Here is a 17935-nt window from a genome sequence, read left to right on the forward strand (position 1 = left end):
AGTATAGCGACCGCTACCGGTCAACCTTGAAGCGATACGTAAACTGCAGATACGCCAGCGTCAGCGGAGCGCCATGCGCCGAACTGGTCATCACCGCACCCGGGAAGAAATGCCCAACACCCACATTGGTCACGAACGACTTGCGAAAGATGTACTTCGCTGACGCGTCAAACTCCGTCCCGATCCCGTCATGAGTAAACCCGCCCGTCGGCGCCTTGAAGAGGATCGAGCCCGGTCCCGTGTACACCCCATCGTTCACCGAGGCAACATGCAGCGAACTCGCCTGAAAAAGCACGAGAAAATTACTCTGCGGTGCCAGCGAGAAGTTCAGCCGATCTTGCTTGATGTTCTGAAATCCAAACAAATCCACCAACCCAAACGCATTGTGATTGCTTGGATACTGCTGATCGTACGTCCCAATTCGCTGGGCGTTTGTACGTGGATTGCCCGTGGCATAGTCATACTCGCCTTCAATATGCGGCTTCAGCGGAAGCCGGCCTGCCGCATAGCCACCTCGAATAATCGCCGCACCAGCATGGATCGAATCGTTGCTGTAACTGCCGCGCTGCAACACGCCCGTCCCCGACGAATCGAACCCAAACGGCAGCTTCGTATCGTAATAGCTCCCGAAGCTCACCTCGGTTTCGCTCCCAGCCGTCCCCTGCTGGCTTATCACCCGCGGCACCGCGCGAATCAGCACAAATGGCTGTATCGAAGTCTTCGGCAGAACGCTGTTCAGGTTAGCCACCGCACCATGAAAGGTGAGTCCCGCACCATGCTTATTCAAACTCGTCGGATGAATCGCCACCACCGATGTGCTGAACAAGTCGATCTTGTTTTTATCCCCGACACGCAGGTCGAAACCATCCCACGTCCGGCTCGTATTCGTCCAGTCGCTGATGCCGATCACGCGCTCATCGCCAAACCGCAACTCCTGCCGCCCTGCCTTTACATCAAGTCGCTTAGCGTGAACTTCCAGATACCCTTGCCGCAGGTCGAACGTGTCCCGCATATTGCTCGCGACATCCCGCAGTGGCAACCCCAGGGCGTGCAGATCCTGAAACTGCAGATAGCCGCTCATCCAGTGCGTTGGTCGCACCGTCACGCCGCCCCATACCCGGGTCAACTCATACAGCCGATCCTTGCCGTCGACATATCCAAGAGAGGTCTGCTCCTCCGTCCGGCCACGCAACTCCATATCAAGCGTGACCCAACTCGGAAGCTCCTTCCACTGCAACGGCTGCACGATGCCCTCTTTACGCGGATACATCTCCCGCTGCGCTCGAAGCGAAGAAGTGAGCGCCAAAATGGCAAGAACGCTCGCGAGGGTTACACCCCAGCGGCGTCCTAGGTTAACTACCATGATCTTAAACAAAGAAAACTCCTTCTACGACGATCCGACAAAGTGCGGCTGTTACTCCGGCACCACCACAGCTTCCTTCTTGCCGATCTTGTGGAGGAAGTCTTCTCCCGTGCCGATATGCTGATCCACCAGCCGCGACGGTGTGTGAGCCAGCCACTCGCCGAGCGAAATATCCTCATAGTGCGGCGTCGGAAACACCTCCAGAAACACCATGTCCGTGTCGCCGGTATTCTCGATGTAGTGCGGCAGCGACCGTTCGATGTACCCTACGTCGCCTTCATGGAAGTCCATCGTCCGTGCATGCCCGCCCGCTGAAAACACGGTCATACGACCGGAGCCCTTCACGTAGTACTGCCACTCGTCCTCGTTCGGATGCCAGTGCAGCTCTCGCAATCCACCCGGCTTCAGCGTCACAATCGCCGCCGCAATATTCGTCGCGGGAAAATTGGATTGATCGACGATCTTCACGCTGCCGCCCGCACTCACCTTCGTCGGATGCATCTTGCCCGTAAAAAACGCAAAGCTGTTCGGAATCGGGCCCGAGCCCGCGTACGCTTCCTTCTGCTCTTCCGCCAGCGTCCGAGGCAGGTCTCGGGGAAAGATAAAAAGCTCTCGTTTCGGCACATTTTTGAAGGTCTCTTCAGAGGTGCCGAAGTTCTTGGCAAGCACGTCCTTCGGCGTATGGTGCAGCCAGTCCGTCAGCAGAAAGGTCTCGAATTCATTGAAGTTGCCATCATCGAAGACCAGCAGGAACTGGCACCCATCCGGCCCGAGGCCTTGGATTGAGTGTGGAATCCCGCCGGGAAAGATCCAGAGATCGCCTTCATGGATATCCTCCACAAACCCGCGGCCCTTCTGGTCGACCGCCGTAATGCGCGCGCTCCCCGCCGTCATGAACGCCCACTCCGCCCCTACATGCCAGTGCAACTCGCGGATGCCGCCCGCAATGAGCCGCATCTCCACCCCGGCCATCTTCTTTGAGATCGGCAGGTCGCGCACCGTCACCTGGCGCGTCCAGCCGCCTGCTTCGATCCGCTTGTGCGCGAAGCTGAAGGGGTACTTAAACGGAGGCTGCCCCCCTGAGTCCGACTCCGGCGGATAGACCGAACTCGGCTCAGCCGCTTCCAGCGGAGCATTCTTCGGCCCGGGCTGCTGCTCATTCACGCCTTTATGGTTGTCGCCGCTCTTGTCAACAGCCTGCTGGGCCGCCGCCATCATCGGCATACCAGCCGCCGCAGCCAGCATCGCGGAACTCTTACCCAAAAATGTTCGCCGGCTTAAGCCGTCCTTACCATCTTGCTTTTCCATCGCTGTTTACCTCGTATCCCTTACCTTTGTTCGACTTGGCGCAAGTCTATTAGTCACTGAGATCGCAGCCGTGTCCTGAACTGATCGTTCGTCATGTGCAGATCAACTCAATAAGATGCAGAAACGCAAACGCGCCACAATTGCCGCCATGCAATTCCTACCCGAACTTCCGTAGCCGTCCCCATTGCCCCCTGCCGCCAACCCTGCCATACTTAGGAGTGCCCACACCGCACAAATTTCCAATCCATCTCAAGAGGTCGCGGACATGTCTGCAAAGTACATCTTTGTAACGGGCGGAGTTGTGTCTTCACTCGGTAAAGGTCTCGCCGCAGCCTCCATTGGCTGCCTGCTTGAGGCACGCGGTATTCGCGTCAACATCATGAAGTTCGACCCCTACCTGAACGTCGACCCCGGCACCATGTCGCCCTTTCAGCACGGTGAGGTCTTCGTCACCGACGACGGCGCCGAGACCGACCTCGACCTTGGCCACTACGAGCGCTTCACCCACGCGAAGCTCACCCGCGACAATAACCTCACCACCGGCCGCATCTACGAGCAGATCATCACCAAGGAGCGCCGCGGCGACTACCTCGGCAAGACTGTCCAGGTCATTCCCCACGTCACCAACGAGATCAAGAACGCCATGCGGAAGGTCGCCGCAGACTGCGAAGTCGCCATCGTCGAGATCGGCGGTACCGTCGGCGACATCGAATCCCTTCCCTTCCTCGAGGCCATCCGCCAGATGCGTCAGGAGCTAGGCCGCGACAACACCTGCTTCATGCACATGACCCTCGTGCCATGGATCGCCGCCGCTCAGGAGCTTAAAACCAAGCCCACCCAGCACTCCGTCAAGGAGATGCTCTCGATCGGCATCCAGCCCGACATCCTCCTCTGCCGCGCCGACCGCGCCGTGCCCCGCGAGATGCGCTCAAAGATCGCCGCCTTCTGCAACGTCGAAGAGAAGGCCGTCATCATCGCCCGCGACGTCCCCTCCATCTACGAGGTCCCCCTCAACCTCGCCGAGCAGGGTGTCGACGCCCTCGCTCTCAAATACCTCCGCATCGAGACCAAAGACGCCGACCTCTCCAAGTGGCAGGACATCGTCCACCGCGCCTACAACCCGAAGGACGAAGTCTCGATCGGCATCGTCGGCAAATATGTTGAGTACGAGGACAGTTACAAATCCCTCAAGGAAGCCCTCGTCCACGGCGCCCTGGCTCACAACCTCAAGCTGAAGGTCACCTGGATCGAAGCCGAAGGCCTCGAAACCCGGGACGCCGAAGGTAAGCCCACCCAGGACTACACCTCCCAACTCCAGGGCTTCGACGGCATTCTCGTCCCCGGCGGCTTCGGCAAGCGCGGCATCGAAGGCATGCTCAACGCCATCCGCCACGCCCGAGAGACGAAGGTCCCCTACTTCGGCATCTGCCTCGGCATGCAGACCGCCTGCATCGAGTACGCCCGTAACGTCTGCGGCCTCAAGGACGCCAACTCCGGCGAGTTTGATCCCGCCACCCCGCATCGCATCATCTATAAACTTCGCGAACTCACCGGTGTCGAAGAGATGGGTGGCACCATGCGCCTCGGAGCCTGGGCCTGCACCATGGAGCCTGACTCCCTCGCCGCCAACGCCTACGGCACCACCGACATCAGCGAACGCCACCGTCACCGCTACGAGTTCAATCGCGAATACGAGGCCATCCTCACTGGCGCAGGCCTTCGCCTCACCGGCACCACCCCGGACGCGACCTACGTCGAGATCGTCGAGATTCCCGGTCATCCCTTCTTTCTCGGCTGCCAGTTTCACCCCGAGTTCAAGTCCAAGCCACTCGAGCCGCACCCCCTTTTCCGCGCCTTCGTAGCCGCCAGCTACCAGCACCGCCTCAGCACCTCATCGGACGAACACGCCAGCGAAACTACAAACGCAACGCGTCAATAACGCTCAGGCCACCTACATCCACGCAGACTTCCGCGCGCATCCAAATGTGCAGGGGAAGGGAACTATGCACAAATCCTTGGCAGGCACGCTCCACATCGCTCTCCTCGGATCGTTGCTCGCGCTCCCGCAACTGCTTCCAGCTCGGATGACTGGCCAAGCCCAATCTCCGACGGCGTCCAGCGCGCCAGCAAAGTCAACCCTTACCGCTGCCCAGCGCAGAGCCCGTCGCAGACGCCTGCTGCTGCGTCAGCAACAGGCACAGGCTCCCGTCCAAAGCCAGCCGTCCCAGCCAATCCAGCCGTCCCAGCCCACCGTAACCGCCCAGCAAAAAGCCGCTGATGCCCGTCTCCTCCGCCAGCAGCAGGCCGACCAGCAGCGCGAGATCGACGACCAGAATCGAATCCTCCAGCAGCGCCAGCAGCTCGACCAGCAGGTCCAGAGCGAGCCCCGCATTCAGGACGCACCCGGCTCCTCGGCGCAGCCCGGTATCTCACCCACTCCTCAACCCCCGGGTACTCAAGACGCCCCCGTCCCCACTCAGATCAACGCACCGCCTCAGTAGGAAGTTTCACCCTAGAGTTCGCGCGGCAAGGCCTTTGTACACCGTCGTCCGCCGTACAAAATGCTACGGTATGGATAGCAGCACAAAGGACAAGCCCCACCCATGACGACCCAGTACAACTCCGGCCGTACGTCCTCCGGCAGTTTCCTCGCCTTCATCGTCGCACTTGTCCTCGGCGCCATCATCGTCATCGTCTTCATACATAACGCCACCGCTGGCCTGCCAGCACGCCTCGCCTCACTCATCACCGGACGAACCTCCACCTTCGATACCTCCGTCCCCGCAGTCGTCGAGAAGATCCAGCGTCTCAATCGTCTCGAGACCGTCGTCTACTCCCTCGATACCGTCGTCGAGGGCTCAAAGTCCAGCACCGTCCTACCTGACCTCATCGCCGGAGACCGTATTCTGCTCGTCGTCCACGGTCAGTCGATCGGCGGGATCGATCTGTCAAAGCTCAAGCCCGAAGACGTTCGCATCGACGACAGGGACGGTAATCGTTCCATCCACGTCACCCTTCCCGCCTCGCAGCTTTTCGTCACCACCATCGACAACCAGCACACCCGCGTCTACGCCCGCTCCACCGGGATCCTTGTTCCCGTCGATCAGAATCTGGAGTCCGACACCCGCGCCCGCGCCCAGCAGCAGCTTGAAAAGGCAGCCCTCGCCGACGGCATCCTTGACGTGGCCCGCAAAAATGCCCGATCCACTGTGACAACCCTTCTTTTTGGCCTCGGCTTCCAGAGCGTCGACGTTACCTAGTCCGTCGATACTGATGCAGGTGCCTCGGCCCAAGCCTTTGCGACAATAGCCTCTCCGAACACCACAAACTCGGTCCCATCCTGGTACCTCCCTTCAACAAACCTCAGCCAGCCCCCCTCAACCTGCGCTATCATCCAGACCATGAAGTTCCTGCATACAAGCCGCCGGTTCGATACGAAGATCGGCAGAAATCTGTCTAAAGCCATGTCCGATCTCCCTGCCGTCGCTGCCGATCATCTCCCCGGATCCAAGTCTCCTCTCCTCAAAACCATCAGTTGGGTCTCTGCGGGCGTTGGCGCACTCGCCATTGGCGTCGTCGTAGGCCGCGAACTTCGCATCCGCTACAAATTCAACCGTCGAACCCCCTACGACTTTTACGCCCATTCCGGCGACGAGCAGGACTTCGACTTCGGCCTGGGCATCTAGCCAAGCCGATCGTAACCTCGCTGGTTTACCATCACACTCGATGAGTACACCGAAACTTGCCTTTCTCTTTCCCGGCCAGGGCTCCCAATCCGTAGGCATGGGCCGCGATCTCTACGACAACTTCCCCACTGCCCGCGCCATCTTCGATGAGGCCGACGAAGCTCTCGGCTTCCCGTTGTCCAGGCTCATCTTCGAAGGCCCCGAGGAAGACCTCAAGCTCACCGAGCACACCCAGCCAGCCATCCTCACCCTCTCCGTAGCCGCCGCCCGTGTCCTTGCGGAAAAGGGCATCAACCCCGCCTTCGCCGCCGGCCACTCCCTCGGCGAGTACTCTGCTCACGTAGCCGCCGGAACCTTCACCTTCGCCGACGCCGTGCGCACCGTCCGCAACCGTGGGCGTTACATGCAGCAGGCCGTCCCCGCAGGTGAGGGAGCCATGGCCGCCATTCTCGGCCTCCCCGCCGACCAGATCAACGACCTCTGCGCCAAGGCCTCCGACGACCTCACCCACCCCGCTGCAGCCGACACCACCGACCCCATCGCCCAGGCATACTCGCCGAACTCCATCGTCGTCTCGCCTGCGAATCTCAACTCGCCCGACCAGACCGTCATCTCCGGAGCAGCCGTAGCCGTCCAGCACGCCGCAGACCTCTGCAAAGCTGCCGGAGCCAAGCGCACTGTCATGCTGCAGGTCAGCGCACCCTTCCACTGCGCCCTCATGCAGCCCGCGCAGGCGAAGCTCACTATCGATCTCGCCGGCATCAAGTTCGCCGACCCCACCGTACCTGTCGTCTGCAATGTCGATGCCCGCCTCATCACCCGAGACGCGGACGCCCGCGACTGCCTCGTCCGCCAGGTCACCGCACCAGTTCGCTGGGTCGAGTGCATCCAACTCCTCATCCAGCAAGGCACCACCCACTTCATCGAAGTAGGTCCCGGCAGAGTCCTATCCGGTCTTCTACGCCAGATCGACCGAGCGCAATCCAGCCTCAACGTCGAAGACACCACCTCCCTCGAAAAAATCCTCGCCGCACTGCAGTCGTAGCACAATGAACACCCTTGCACGCGCTCTTCTGCTTACCGCCGCCCTCACTGCAACAGCGGCGCTCGCCCAGACCGCCCCCACCTCGACCTACAAAGTCGTTGCGACCTACCCGCACTCCACCGAAAGCTATACCGAGGGCTTCTTCTACCTCAACGGCCTCTTCTACGAGGGAACCGGCCTCGAGGGCCACTCCTCCCTGCTTGCCATCCAGCCTGAGACGGGCAAGCCAATCCAGCGCCTCGATCTGCCGCCACAATACTTCGGCGAAGGCATAGTCGACTGGGGTTCTAATCTCTACGAATGGACCTGGCAATCCAACATCTGCTTTGTCTATGACCGCTTCAGCCTCCGTCCTGTCAAGCAGTTCACCTACACCGGCGAAGGTTGGGGCATGACCCATTCCGCAACCCAACTAATCACCAGCGACGGCACTGCCACACTCCGCTTCCGCGACCCCGCCACCTTCAAGGAGACACGGCACATCGTCGTCCGCGATGGCAGGAAGGACGTTGACCAACTCAACGAACTTGAATTCATCAAGGGTGAGATCTACGCCAACATTTGGCACGAAGACCGCATCGCCCGTATCTCGCCTCGCGATGGCCAAGTCCTCGGCTGGATCGACCTCACCGGCCTCCTGCCCGCTAACGAAAAGATCAATAATGAAGCCGTCCTGAACGGCATAGCGTATGACGCACAACACAACCGTCTCTTCGTCACCGGCAAGCAGTGGCCCAAAATCTTCGAGATTAAAGTCATTCCAGCACCCAGATAATCCAGGGCATCAGCCTTGGACCTCCCGCGCCTCCTGAGCATGGGGCTTTAGCCTCTGGGGTATGCTTTCTTATCTGTGGAGTGAATCCTTCCGTCCACATACTGAAAAGGAATTATGCAAATCAACGACATCGTCGAAAACTTCACCCTCCAGAACCAGGACAACAAGACCATCAACCTCACCGACTTCAAGGGTTCTCCGGTCGTCCTCTTCTTCTATCCCCGCGCCGACACCCCCGGCTGCACAATCGAGTCCTGCGGCTTCCGCGATGCCTTCGAGAAGTTCCAGAAGGCTGACATCGTCGTCCTCGGCATCTCCCGCGACACCGTTAAAGATCAGAAGAAGTTCCAGACCAAATATGACCTTCCCTACGACCTACTCGCCGATCCCGGCATGGAACTGATCAACCGCTACGACCTCGTCAAGCCCAAGAACATGTACGGCAAGCTCGTCAAAGGCGTCAAGCGCACCACCTACCTCATTGGGCCCGACCAGCGCCTCATCCACATCTTCGACGAAGTCAAACCCGAAGGTCACGCCGAGGAAGTCCTGACTCTCCTCAAGAACCACAAGTAGTCGGCTGCTAAGCCTTCCTGGACTTCCGAACCAACGCAGGTGACCACCCTATGAGCACGCGCCGCCTCTGCATCATCCTTTTCCTGGTGATATCCGCCGCACGGGCCAACGCCCAGTCCACCAACCTCATCCGCCCCGGCGAGCAGTGGCTAGACAACCGTGGCGAACTCATCCAGGCTCACGGCGGTGGCATCCTTCACCTCAAAGATGAGTGGTTCTGGTTCGGCGAAGACCGCACCCGCACCAACGATCCCGCAAAACGCTACGTCGCCTGCTACTCCTCGAAGGACCTCATCCACTGGCACTATCACCGGCAGGTAGTCGCCCTCGCCGACCCCGAAAACCTCGGTACAGGCTGGGTCTTCGAGCGCCCTAAGGTCTTCTACAACCCGCACACGAAGAAGTTCGTCATGTATGTCCACCTCGACTCGCCCGGCTATAAATTAGCCCGCGTCGCCACCCTCACCAGCGACACCGTCGACGGCACCTACACCTACGTACGGAGCTTCCGCCCACTCAATCAGGAGAGCCGCGACATAGGCCAGTTCGTCGACGACGACGGCACCCCCTACCTCATCTTCGAATCCCGCCCCACGCACGGCTTCTTCATCGCCAGCCTCTCCCCCGACTACCTCGACGTCGCCAAGCAGGTCTCCTTCATCGAAGCCCCGCTCGAAGGCGGCGCCGTCATGCACATCAACGGCCTCTACTACGTGCTCGGCTCACACCTCTCCGGCTGGCGACCCAACCCCAACGTCTACGCCACCGCCACCTCGCTCGCCGGTCCCTGGTCCACCATGCGCGACATCGCTCCACCCGAAGCCAACACCTACGACTCGCAATCCAGCATGCTCATCAAGGTCAAGGGCCGCAAGACCACCTCGGTCATCTACGTCGGCGACCGCTGGCAGCCAAAGCAGCTCTGGGACTCGCGTTATATCTGGATGCCGCTCGAAATCCGCGACACCACTCTCCTCCTGCCCAAGCCCCAACCCTGGACCATCGACACCCACACCGGCGAGACCACCATCCCGTGACGAAGCACAATAGCGCGTGGGCGAGATCAGCCGGCGTCAACGATCCGTTTTGGAAGTTCGAGAAGATCTTTCACAAGCATGGAGAGCCGATCGAAGTCGACCTCTAACTTCACAGCCAGCGACCGCTCATCCCCTATGCCTTCGTTCTGCTTGGCAAGAAACAATCGGTTGATCAGAGCTTGCAATGGATTGTTAATCTGATGAGCAAGATCGTTCGCCATGGCTGCTGCTGCGCTCACTCGCGCCTGGGCTAGAATCCTTAGCTGCTGAGACTGATGCCGGATGCCCATCGCTGCGAAGTTCGCCAGAATCTGCATGAGATGAAGGTCTTCGCCATCAAAAGCCTCTTCGCGGCTGTGGGAGATGATGAAAATCGTCCCGCGCATATCTTCCACCTCCCACGGCAGCAGAATCCCGTCCGTCACGGGTGCAGCTTCTACTCCGAGAATGTCGAAGAATCGCTTCTTTACCCGGAAGAGTTGAGGGCCGCCTCGCTCCAGGCACACCGTGCAGGCGCTCGGGGACTTCGGCAGCGACGCATCCAAGAACCCGCTATACTCGCCAGCCGTCGCAACCCACCGATAGTAGTCCACATCGGTCTTATCGGCTCGTTCAATGCTGATGCCCGCACTGTCCGCTCCACATAGCCGGACGGCAGCATTGGCTAACTCCTGCAAAATGGTATCCGGATGCTCTACAAAGGCGACACCGAGCCGGTGCAACCCCTCCATCTGCATCGCACCATTCCGGGAGTGCAGCCGCCGCCCTGCGATGAGGGTGGCATCAGTCAGGTCAGTAACTTCTAACCCCACCTCTTCCAGTTCTTCCACCGACTGTTTCATGCCTGCAACTAGTCTACGTTCCCTATGCGACAGATGGAAACGTAATTCTGTGGCTTAGTTTTGAATATTCAGGCAACGCCATTCAAGAGCGCTGAACGCCCAGCCTCATTCGCCGTCCAGGTCCATGCGCTCGCGAATCACCTCGAGATGGTCGCCCGCGTCCTTCATCTCGTAGATCTTGCCCCGCGCGTTGCGGAACGGTCGATGCAGCACCAGCAATAACTGGCCGTCGAAGGTGTGGAAGAGCATCCCATGTCCGCTATCTTCGTGGACCAGAGGCGTGAGCTGCTCCCACGGACCCTGTATCTCGCCGGACCGTGAGCGGGCAACCGTCTGGACATAGCTGCTGCCCGCATCCGTCACGCCATGGGCATGCTCGTAGCTGGACCAGAGCATCAGCAGATGATTGTCCTTGGTGCGGAAGAGTTCAGGACCATCGGTAATGTAGACAAAACCGCGCGCGCTTGGCACGATGTCCTCATTCAACCACGGCGCATCAGACCCCTTCAGTAGATGAATCGGCTTACCCGAGGCCTCGCTGAGATCAGCCTTAAGCGGAACCGCTTCGATGGTCCCGTCCGTCTTCTGCAACCACTCATGCGCGTAGACCATCCACGGCTGATTGCTTCGGTCGACGTAGAGCGTACCGTCGAGCGTCATAAAGTCGGCAGGCGGAACCGGGCCATCCTGCTTCAGCGGCACAAAGGGTCCGGTAGGTTGATCCGCCATCGCAATCAGGGTTCCGCGCATATACGTCGCCCGACCCAGCGGCGATGGCTGCGGTATAAGCTTCGCCTCGTTGTGCAGTGTGGTGAAGAGATAGAAGTGTCCGCGATAGAGATGAACCTCTGGCGCCCACGCACCGTCATGCGCCCAGAAGGTATCGGGAGGCGTAAACACCACCACGGGCTTCGACCAGTGCTTCAGATCCTTGCTCGTATAGGCCATTGTGCCGCGACGCTGCTCCCCGGTAAGGGATGCAACATTCGAGGTGTAAAGAAAATAGGTCTTCGAAGCGGCATCCGCGAGGATGAACGGATCATGCAGCGGCATAGCCGGCAGCGTCAGTGGATAGTCCTCGGCGTAAATCACCAGGCTCGACGCAAACAGAATTGCAAGTAGAAGAGCGTTACGCATAGGCAAACCACTCTAGCGCCTCAATACGACGTTAGCTACGGCGCTCTGCGATACCCTCCATCCACAGAGTCGTTTCACTGTCAGTTTGTTGCCGACACAACGCCGTCTCCAGGAGAACCGTCAGGGTGCACTACTCTTTGACTATGCAAAGAACGAAAGCGAAGTGGCTCTTACTCCTAACCTGTGTTTCGCCGATGGCTCCTGCTTCAGGTAAGACACAGGGCTATGCGGACGGGCGTCCAGCTGCCACGAAGCGTTTTAGCCTAATAGATGAAGGTATTGTTCTCCCCTACGGCAACTGTCCGGGCGAGTGTGACCAGTATGGAGCGCGGGACGTCTGGGTCTTCGCCTATCAGGGGCAGTTCTACATGCACTATGACGCCGCTGGCGCAGTCGGATGGCTGACGGCCCTCGCTACCAGCAGAGATCTGGTTCATTGGACCAAGCACGGTACTGTACTCACTTTGGGAGCGCCTGGGTCACGCGATTCAGCAAGCGCCTCCTATGGCACAACCTTCTTCGATGGCAGGACATGGCACATGTTCTACCTCGGTACCCCGCACGCGACGTCGGCACCGGACCGTATTCCGGCCTTTCCCTACCTAACACTCAAAGCCCACGCCTCTTCGCCAACTGGCCCTTGGATCAAGGACCCCGACGTTACACCGTTTGGTCCGGAGCCCGGCACCTATTACTCGGCCACAGCCAGTCCGGGGCAGATCATTCCCAACAAGGGTGAGTATCTACAGTTCTTCAGCGCTTCAACCGACAAGCCGATCAAACGCACCCTGAGCCTCGCTCGCACGTCCAATTTAGGTGGGACCTGGAAGATTGACGCTCAGCCAATTCTTCCGCCCGAAGAGCAGGTAGAGAACAGCTCACTTTACTTCGAGCGGACCAACAAGACATGGTTCCTCTTTACGAACCATATCGGGATAGACCAGGACGGGGAATACACGGACGCGATCTGGGCCTACTGGACAAAAGACCTTCAACACTGGAACACCGCCGATAAAGCCATAGTGCTGGACGGCAAGAACAGCACATGATCGAAGCGATGCATCGGTCTACCGTCGGTGCTGCGCTATAGAAACCGGCTCGCGCTGTTCTACGACGCTCCCGGCGGAAATAACGTCTCCCACATGGGGCGGAGTATTGGCCTTGCATGGTTGAAGTTGCCGCTCGTTCCTCCAAACGCAGAACGACCTGTGCCCTGATCCAGCATCGCGACGCACGCAAGGACGCGCCCCTTGCACACTCCGCAAAACGCAGTTCTAACTAACTACCCCACGGTACCGGAGCTGTCGGGGATGGTGCGGCACTTCGTTACGTGCTGGGAACAGATATTCGTAAAGACGTCAGGTTTGCGCAAGATCAAATTATTTCTTCTATTTTGTGGATGATGCCATTGAGTAATTCAGCTCTCCATACTGTCATCGGATACCTAAATAAATTTAAAAAAACTAATCTAAAGTTTATCTGTTTGCGTTACCTTTGAGTACAAGTAACTAAGGGGCTATTTAGTGATGATTGAGAAAACGTCTATCGCCGTTGTGGGGTCGGGATATGTCGGCTTGGTAGCTGCCGTATGCTTCGCCGAAATGGGACATCAAGTTATTTGTGTCGACAACGACCAGCGCAAAGTGTCAGCCCTCAGCGGAGGGGACACCCTGATCCATGAGAACCACTTACCGGAATTGCTAGATCGTTATCGAAACACCCTCGTACGCTTCACCACGGATCTTTCTGAGGCGGTTCGCACTTGCGAGGCAATTTTCATAGCTGTCGGCACTCCTCAGTCTGAGACAGGCGACGCTGATCTTTCCTACGTGGAAGCGGTGGCCTGTGAAATCGCTCGCTCTTTGACGAGTTACAAAGTAATCGTTGAAAAGAGCACGGTACCCGTCTACACAAATGAATGGATTCGGCGAGCAATCGAACGAAACGGTGTCGCACGCAACCTATTTGATGTGGTCTCGAACCCGGAGTTCCTGCGCGAAGGAACGGCGGTCTCTGATTTCCTGCATCCTGATCGAATTGTCGTTGGAGCCGATAGTAAACGCGCTGCGGCAGTGCTGAATAGCATCTACGCTCCTCTCACGACGGGTGACTACTACAAGCAACCAGGACACATTGCTGGTTCTTGCAATGTTAACAACCCGCCGCCATTGCTCAACACTTCAACAAAAAGTGCCGAGATAATCAAACATGCCTCCAATGCCTTCCTGGCTGTAAAAATCTCATTCATCAATGCCGTTTCGAACCTCTGTGAAGCAGCAGACGCCGATGTAGAACAGGTCGCTAAGGGAATCGGACTGGATAGTCGTATTGGTCCTAAATTTCTCCGCCCCGGCATAGGATACGGCGGATCCTGTTTCCCGAAGGATGTAGCCGCATTCCGCTCGGTAGCAGAGCAAATGGGTATCGACTTCAGCATGTTGAACGAGGTCGAGAAGATCAACGCGAACCAGAAAGCGCGCTTTCTGAATAAGGTGCGTTCGGCCCTCTGGACGCTGCGTGGCAAGCGCATTGCCGTCCTCGGATTGGCGTTCAAAGGCGATACTGACGATATTCGCGAGTCCCCGGCCATTGACATCGTCGAGTTGCTAATCGCCGAAGGGTGCACAGTGGCTGCATTCGATCCTGCCGCAATGAAACGAACCCAGCAGGAACTCCCTGCTGGTCCTCAACTTCGGTATGCGAGCGATATTTTCGACGCAGCAAATGATGCTGATGCATTGCTAATTTTGACTGATTGGGCAGAATTCGGACAAATCGATTTGGACAGATTGAGCACTGTATTGCGTTACCCGATCGTAGTCGACGGTCGCAATCTCTACGAGCCCAGCGTAATGGTGCAGCATGGGTTTACGTACCTCAGTGTCGGACGGGAAGTAGCATCTCCTGCAAAGCGCGAGAAAGAAGGAATTCACGCTGTTGCTTCCTAGGCCTTTCTTGGATTGCTGGAAGTGCACATTGATTTGGCGGCCTGAGTAATCAAATCCTTGGCTCGCGTCCAAATACAGGCGCGGGCCATCCAGGTTCAATGTTCAAACGTATGAAAATAATGCGCTACATTTCGGAACTTATTTCGACACGTGCGGCCGATATTTCGCGCACGCGAGCCTTGCAGAGCGCGGATCAAAGCTGTTCGTATGCACAACTTGATGGAATGTCCGAAAAGCTGGCAAGCTATCTGATCACTACGGGTCTGGATGGTGGTGATGCGGTGGCCATTGCCTATCCACGATCATTTGATCAGATCACGGCTGCCCTCGCGGTGATGCGTGCCGGGGGCGTCTACATACCGATCGATCCATCCTGGCCGACCGAACGAATACTTCACATTCTGTCGGACTCAGGCGCCAAAATCCTTATCGCTCCGTCAGGTTTCATCCAAAGTTCCACGTACGCCGGAACGCTCCTCGACTTGCAGGTCTCAGCAAGCTCAATTGCGGCCGCTCCCTCCTCTCCGCTGCCTGCGATTACGCCCGAAACTCTCGCGTATGTGATCTACACCTCTGGTTCCACCGGTGTGCCGAAGGGTGTTGAGATTACTCATGCCAATCTCATGCATTTAATTGACTGGCATATTAAAACATTTGGCGTTACCGACCATGACCGTGCAAGTCACCTCGCCGGCCTTGGCTTCGACGCTTCGGTGTGGGAGGTGTGGCCGTACCTGGCAGCTGGTGCGTGCGTTGTCCTTTCCGATGACATGGTACGCACATCGCCTCGCCTTTTACAGGAGTGGCTCATCGCTGAGCAGGTCACGATCGCCTTTGTGCCGACACCTCTCGCCGAGCCGATGATGATCGAACCGTGGCCTAGCGAGACCCCACTCCGTTTTCTACTCACCGGCGGAGATACGCTCCACACGGCTCCTCTGGCAGGTCAACCGTTCACCGTCGTCAATAATTATGGTCCTACGGAATGCACCGTAGTCGCGACTTCAGGAGTGGTGCCTTCTTCCCTGAAGGGTGTTCCTTCAATTGGCACCGCTATCACTGGAACCACCATTTACATTCTTGATGAACATGGATCAGTGGTCCCGATCGGCGAGACCGGGGAACTAGTGATTGGCGGGGGCGGCGTTGGTCGTGGCTACCGCAATCAAGCGGCACTCACCGCTCGATGCTTTGTGCCTGATCCTTTTTCCAGCGTACCCGGAAGCAGCCTTTATAAGACGGGAGATCGTGCAGCCATATTAGCCAATGGCGAGATTCTCTTCCAGGGTCGGATGGATGGCCAGGAGAAGATTCGCGGTCAACGACTGGAGTTGGATGAGATTACCTGCATCTTGAACCGACACGAAGCTGTAGCCTTCAGCGTTGTCGCTGCTTCTGGAACCGGTGAGGACAAACATCTGGTCGCTTATATCCTTCCTGTCGATGTCGAACGTTCCGTGCTGTCTGCCAGGGATTTGCAGGATTTTCTCTCTCAGAGCCTCCCGGCCTTCATGGTTCCTTCTAAGTTCGTAAAGTTGGAGAGAATACCACTCACTTCGAATGGCAAGGTTGACTCTTCGCTTCTGCCAACTATCTCCGACGGCAGTCTATTTCCCGCAGAAGCGTCACGCGCACCTCAGTCGCCGATTGAAGAGACAATTCTCTCTATCGTGCGAGCCCTCCTCCAAAACGACGAGGTAGGTGTAGATGATGACTTCTTCTTGGTTGGCGGTCACTCTCTCATGGGAACCCGACTCGTCATGCGTGTTCGCGAAGCATTCGGCGTAAATCTCATGCTCCGCGACCTCTTTGAAGCTGGCACCGTGGAACAACTGGCGTCGCATGTGGAGATGATGCTCATCGCTGAATTGGACTCAATGAGCGAAGAGGAAGCTCTGCGGCAAGGTGCGAACTAATGGGAGCCATCGCTCAGTCACTATCTAAACCAAAGGCCGCCGACTTCAGCCTTCTTCAAATGTTGAAGCCTGAGATCCTTTCCAATCCCTACCCGTTCTACTTGAGACTGCGAGAGAACGAGCCAGTGCATTGGGACGCCTTCTTGCACAGTTGGGTTATTACCTCCTATGCAGAATCGGTTACAGTTCTTTCAAAGTACAAAGCAAGCCGCACCCCCACACCAGAACAGCTTGAGGCTATGGGCTTATCTGTTCTCGGCCCGTATGCCGAGGTAATGCTCAAGCAGATGATGTTCATGGATGCTCCAACGCACACGCGCCTGCGAAGCCTCTGCTCTGTTGCATTCACACCGCGCCGTGTTGAGGCTCTCAAAGAAAAGATTCAGGAGATCGCCGATCAACTTTTGGACCGCCTTGTGGATTGCGGAGAGATGGATCTGATCGCCGACTTTGCCGGCCCCTTTCCAGCTATCGTTACCACGGCTCTCCTCGGAATCCCTACCGGTGATCATCTTCAACTAAAGGTGCTTGCAACAAACTTCGCGGAGTTGATGGGAAACTTCGATCACGATCCAGACCGCCTTCATAGTTCTATCCAGAGCTTGAAGGACTTACAACAATACTTCCACTCCGTCATTATTACGCAGCGAATTCACCCGCAGGAAGGGCTGATCTCTACCTTGATGGAGGCGGAGATTCAAGGAAATAGGCTCAGCGACGAAGAGATAGTTGCGAATGTGATCTTAGTGCTCATTGGTGGACTAGAGGAGACGACGAATCTAATCGGCAACGGCATTCTGACGCTTCTCCGCAATCCCAATTCTCTCGCGCAACTTCGTGATGATCCAGAGATCGTTCAATCCGCCGTAGAAGAGTTATTGCGCTTCGAGGCCCCGACGCAACATACAGGGCGGATCGCACCCGAGGACGTGGAACTCGGAGGAAAACAGATCCGCAAAGGAGATGCGCTGACTGTTGTGCTCGCCGCAGCAAATCGTGATCCTGCACGTTTTGATAACCCTGAAGAACTCGAACTGACTCGCGCCGACAACAGGCATCTCTCATTTGGATGGGCCTCTCACTATTGCTTCGGCTCTCCCCTTTCACGCATGAGCGGGCAAATAGCATTCAACACGCTCCTAAAGCGTTTGCCTGGAATTGCGCTGCGTACAACCAAACCAATCTGGCGAGAGAACATAGCCATGCACGGACTTACTGCCTTGCAAGTGAGCTTCGATAAACCGGGTTACTCCAAGACAGAGGAAGTATAGCTCTATGGAAGTAGCAGCACAGCAGCCATCC

The 17935-nt window shown here is 57.5% G+C and carries 17 protein-coding genes; 12 read left to right on the forward strand and 5 right to left on the reverse strand.

Going from position 1 to position 17935, the window contains the following annotated elements; translation table 11 throughout:
• Positions 1–13: 13 nt before the first annotated feature.
• Both OHL20_RS06805 and OHL20_RS06810 read right to left on the reverse strand, forming a co-directional pair.
• Positions 14–1375 (reverse strand): alginate export family protein, encoded by a 1362-nt coding sequence (locus tag OHL20_RS06805; protein ID WP_263382445.1) that lies wholly within the window; start codon positions 1373–1375, stop codon positions 14–16.
• 39 nt (positions 1376–1414) lie between these two features.
• The gene (locus OHL20_RS06810; RefSeq protein ID WP_263382446.1) at positions 1415–2671 is read right to left on the reverse strand and encodes a cupin domain-containing protein; all 1257 of its coding nucleotides are present in this window, start codon (positions 2669–2671) and stop codon (positions 1415–1417) included.
• Positions 2672–2936: 265 nt separating this feature from the next.
• Here OHL20_RS06810 and OHL20_RS06815 point away from each other — a divergent pair, with 265 nt between their 5' ends.
• The 3 genes from OHL20_RS06815 to OHL20_RS06825 all read left to right on the forward strand — a co-directional run bounded on the left by OHL20_RS06815 (position 2937) and on the right by OHL20_RS06825 (position 5931).
• Positions 2937–4610: a CTP synthase gene (locus tag OHL20_RS06815; RefSeq protein ID WP_263382447.1), complete on the forward strand. Its 1674-nt coding sequence runs from the start codon at positions 2937–2939 to the stop codon at positions 4608–4610.
• 64 nt (positions 4611–4674) lie between these two features.
• Positions 4675–5172 (forward strand): hypothetical protein, encoded by a 498-nt coding sequence (locus tag OHL20_RS06820; protein ID WP_263382448.1) that lies wholly within the window; start codon positions 4675–4677, stop codon positions 5170–5172.
• 102 nt (positions 5173–5274) lie between these two features.
• Positions 5275–5931, forward strand: coding sequence for a DUF4230 domain-containing protein (locus OHL20_RS06825; protein ID WP_263382449.1), 657 nt, complete (start codon positions 5275–5277; stop codon positions 5929–5931).
• Here OHL20_RS06825 and OHL20_RS06830 read toward each other — a convergent pair.
• Positions 5928–6137 (reverse strand): hypothetical protein, encoded by a 210-nt coding sequence (locus OHL20_RS06830; protein ID WP_263382450.1) that lies wholly within the window; start codon positions 6135–6137, stop codon positions 5928–5930. The two genes, OHL20_RS06825 and OHL20_RS06830, sit on opposite strands and share 4 nt — an antisense overlap.
• On the opposite strand from OHL20_RS06830, the gene OHL20_RS06835 reads away from it, so the two are divergent.
• From OHL20_RS06835 to OHL20_RS06855, 5 genes are all read left to right on the forward strand, one after another.
• Positions 6136–6357, forward strand: a complete 222-nt coding sequence (locus tag OHL20_RS06835; protein WP_263382451.1) for a hypothetical protein — start codon at positions 6136–6138, stop codon at positions 6355–6357. The genes OHL20_RS06830 and OHL20_RS06835 overlap by 2 nt on opposite strands.
• Positions 6358–6397: 40 nt before the next feature.
• The gene (locus OHL20_RS06840; protein ID WP_263382452.1) at positions 6398–7402 is read left to right on the forward strand and encodes an ACP S-malonyltransferase; all 1005 of its coding nucleotides are present in this window, start codon (positions 6398–6400) and stop codon (positions 7400–7402) included.
• Positions 7403–7406: 4 nt separating this feature from the next.
• The gene (locus tag OHL20_RS06845; RefSeq protein ID WP_263382453.1) at positions 7407–8177 is read left to right on the forward strand and encodes a glutaminyl-peptide cyclotransferase; all 771 of its coding nucleotides are present in this window, start codon (positions 7407–7409) and stop codon (positions 8175–8177) included.
• 114 nt (positions 8178–8291) lie between these two features.
• Positions 8292–8753 (forward strand): peroxiredoxin, encoded by a 462-nt coding sequence (locus tag OHL20_RS06850; protein WP_263382454.1) that lies wholly within the window; start codon positions 8292–8294, stop codon positions 8751–8753.
• Between the two features lie 50 nt (positions 8754–8803).
• Positions 8804–9790, forward strand: coding sequence for a family 43 glycosylhydrolase (locus OHL20_RS06855; protein WP_263382455.1), 987 nt, complete (start codon positions 8804–8806; stop codon positions 9788–9790).
• Between the two features lie 26 nt (positions 9791–9816).
• Here OHL20_RS06855 and OHL20_RS06860 read toward each other — a convergent pair whose 3' ends face one another.
• Together OHL20_RS06860 and OHL20_RS06865 are read right to left on the reverse strand one after the other, a co-directional pair.
• Positions 9817–10632: a GAF domain-containing protein gene (locus OHL20_RS06860; protein WP_263382456.1), complete on the reverse strand. Its 816-nt coding sequence runs from the start codon at positions 10630–10632 to the stop codon at positions 9817–9819.
• A gap of 105 nt (positions 10633–10737) precedes the next feature.
• The gene (locus OHL20_RS06865; RefSeq protein WP_263382457.1) at positions 10738–11769 is read right to left on the reverse strand and encodes a glycoside hydrolase family 43 protein; all 1032 of its coding nucleotides are present in this window, start codon (positions 11767–11769) and stop codon (positions 10738–10740) included.
• Positions 11770–11963: 194 nt separating this feature from the next.
• Between OHL20_RS06865 and OHL20_RS06870 the strand changes: the two genes are divergently transcribed.
• From OHL20_RS06870 to OHL20_RS06885, 4 genes are all read left to right on the forward strand, one after another.
• The gene (locus OHL20_RS06870; protein WP_263382458.1) at positions 11964–12818 is read left to right on the forward strand and encodes a glycoside hydrolase family protein; all 855 of its coding nucleotides are present in this window, start codon (positions 11964–11966) and stop codon (positions 12816–12818) included.
• Positions 12819–13295: 477 nt separating this feature from the next.
• Entirely contained in the window at positions 13296–14717 is a 1422-nt protein-coding gene (locus OHL20_RS06875; RefSeq protein ID WP_263382459.1) for a UDP-glucose dehydrogenase family protein, read from the forward strand.
• A 119-nt stretch (positions 14718–14836) separates the two neighbouring features.
• Positions 14837–16633, forward strand: a complete 1797-nt coding sequence (locus tag OHL20_RS06880; RefSeq protein ID WP_263382460.1) for a non-ribosomal peptide synthetase — start codon at positions 14837–14839, stop codon at positions 16631–16633.
• Positions 16633–17904: a cytochrome P450 gene (locus OHL20_RS06885; RefSeq protein ID WP_263382461.1), complete on the forward strand. Its 1272-nt coding sequence runs from the start codon at positions 16633–16635 to the stop codon at positions 17902–17904. Before OHL20_RS06880 ends, OHL20_RS06885 begins: the two co-directional genes overlap by 1 nt.
• The last annotated feature ends 31 nt before the right edge of the window (positions 17905–17935 follow it).

The organism is Granulicella arctica, assembly GCF_025685605.1.
GTDB lineage: Bacteria > Acidobacteriota > Terriglobia > Terriglobales > Acidobacteriaceae > Edaphobacter > Edaphobacter arcticus.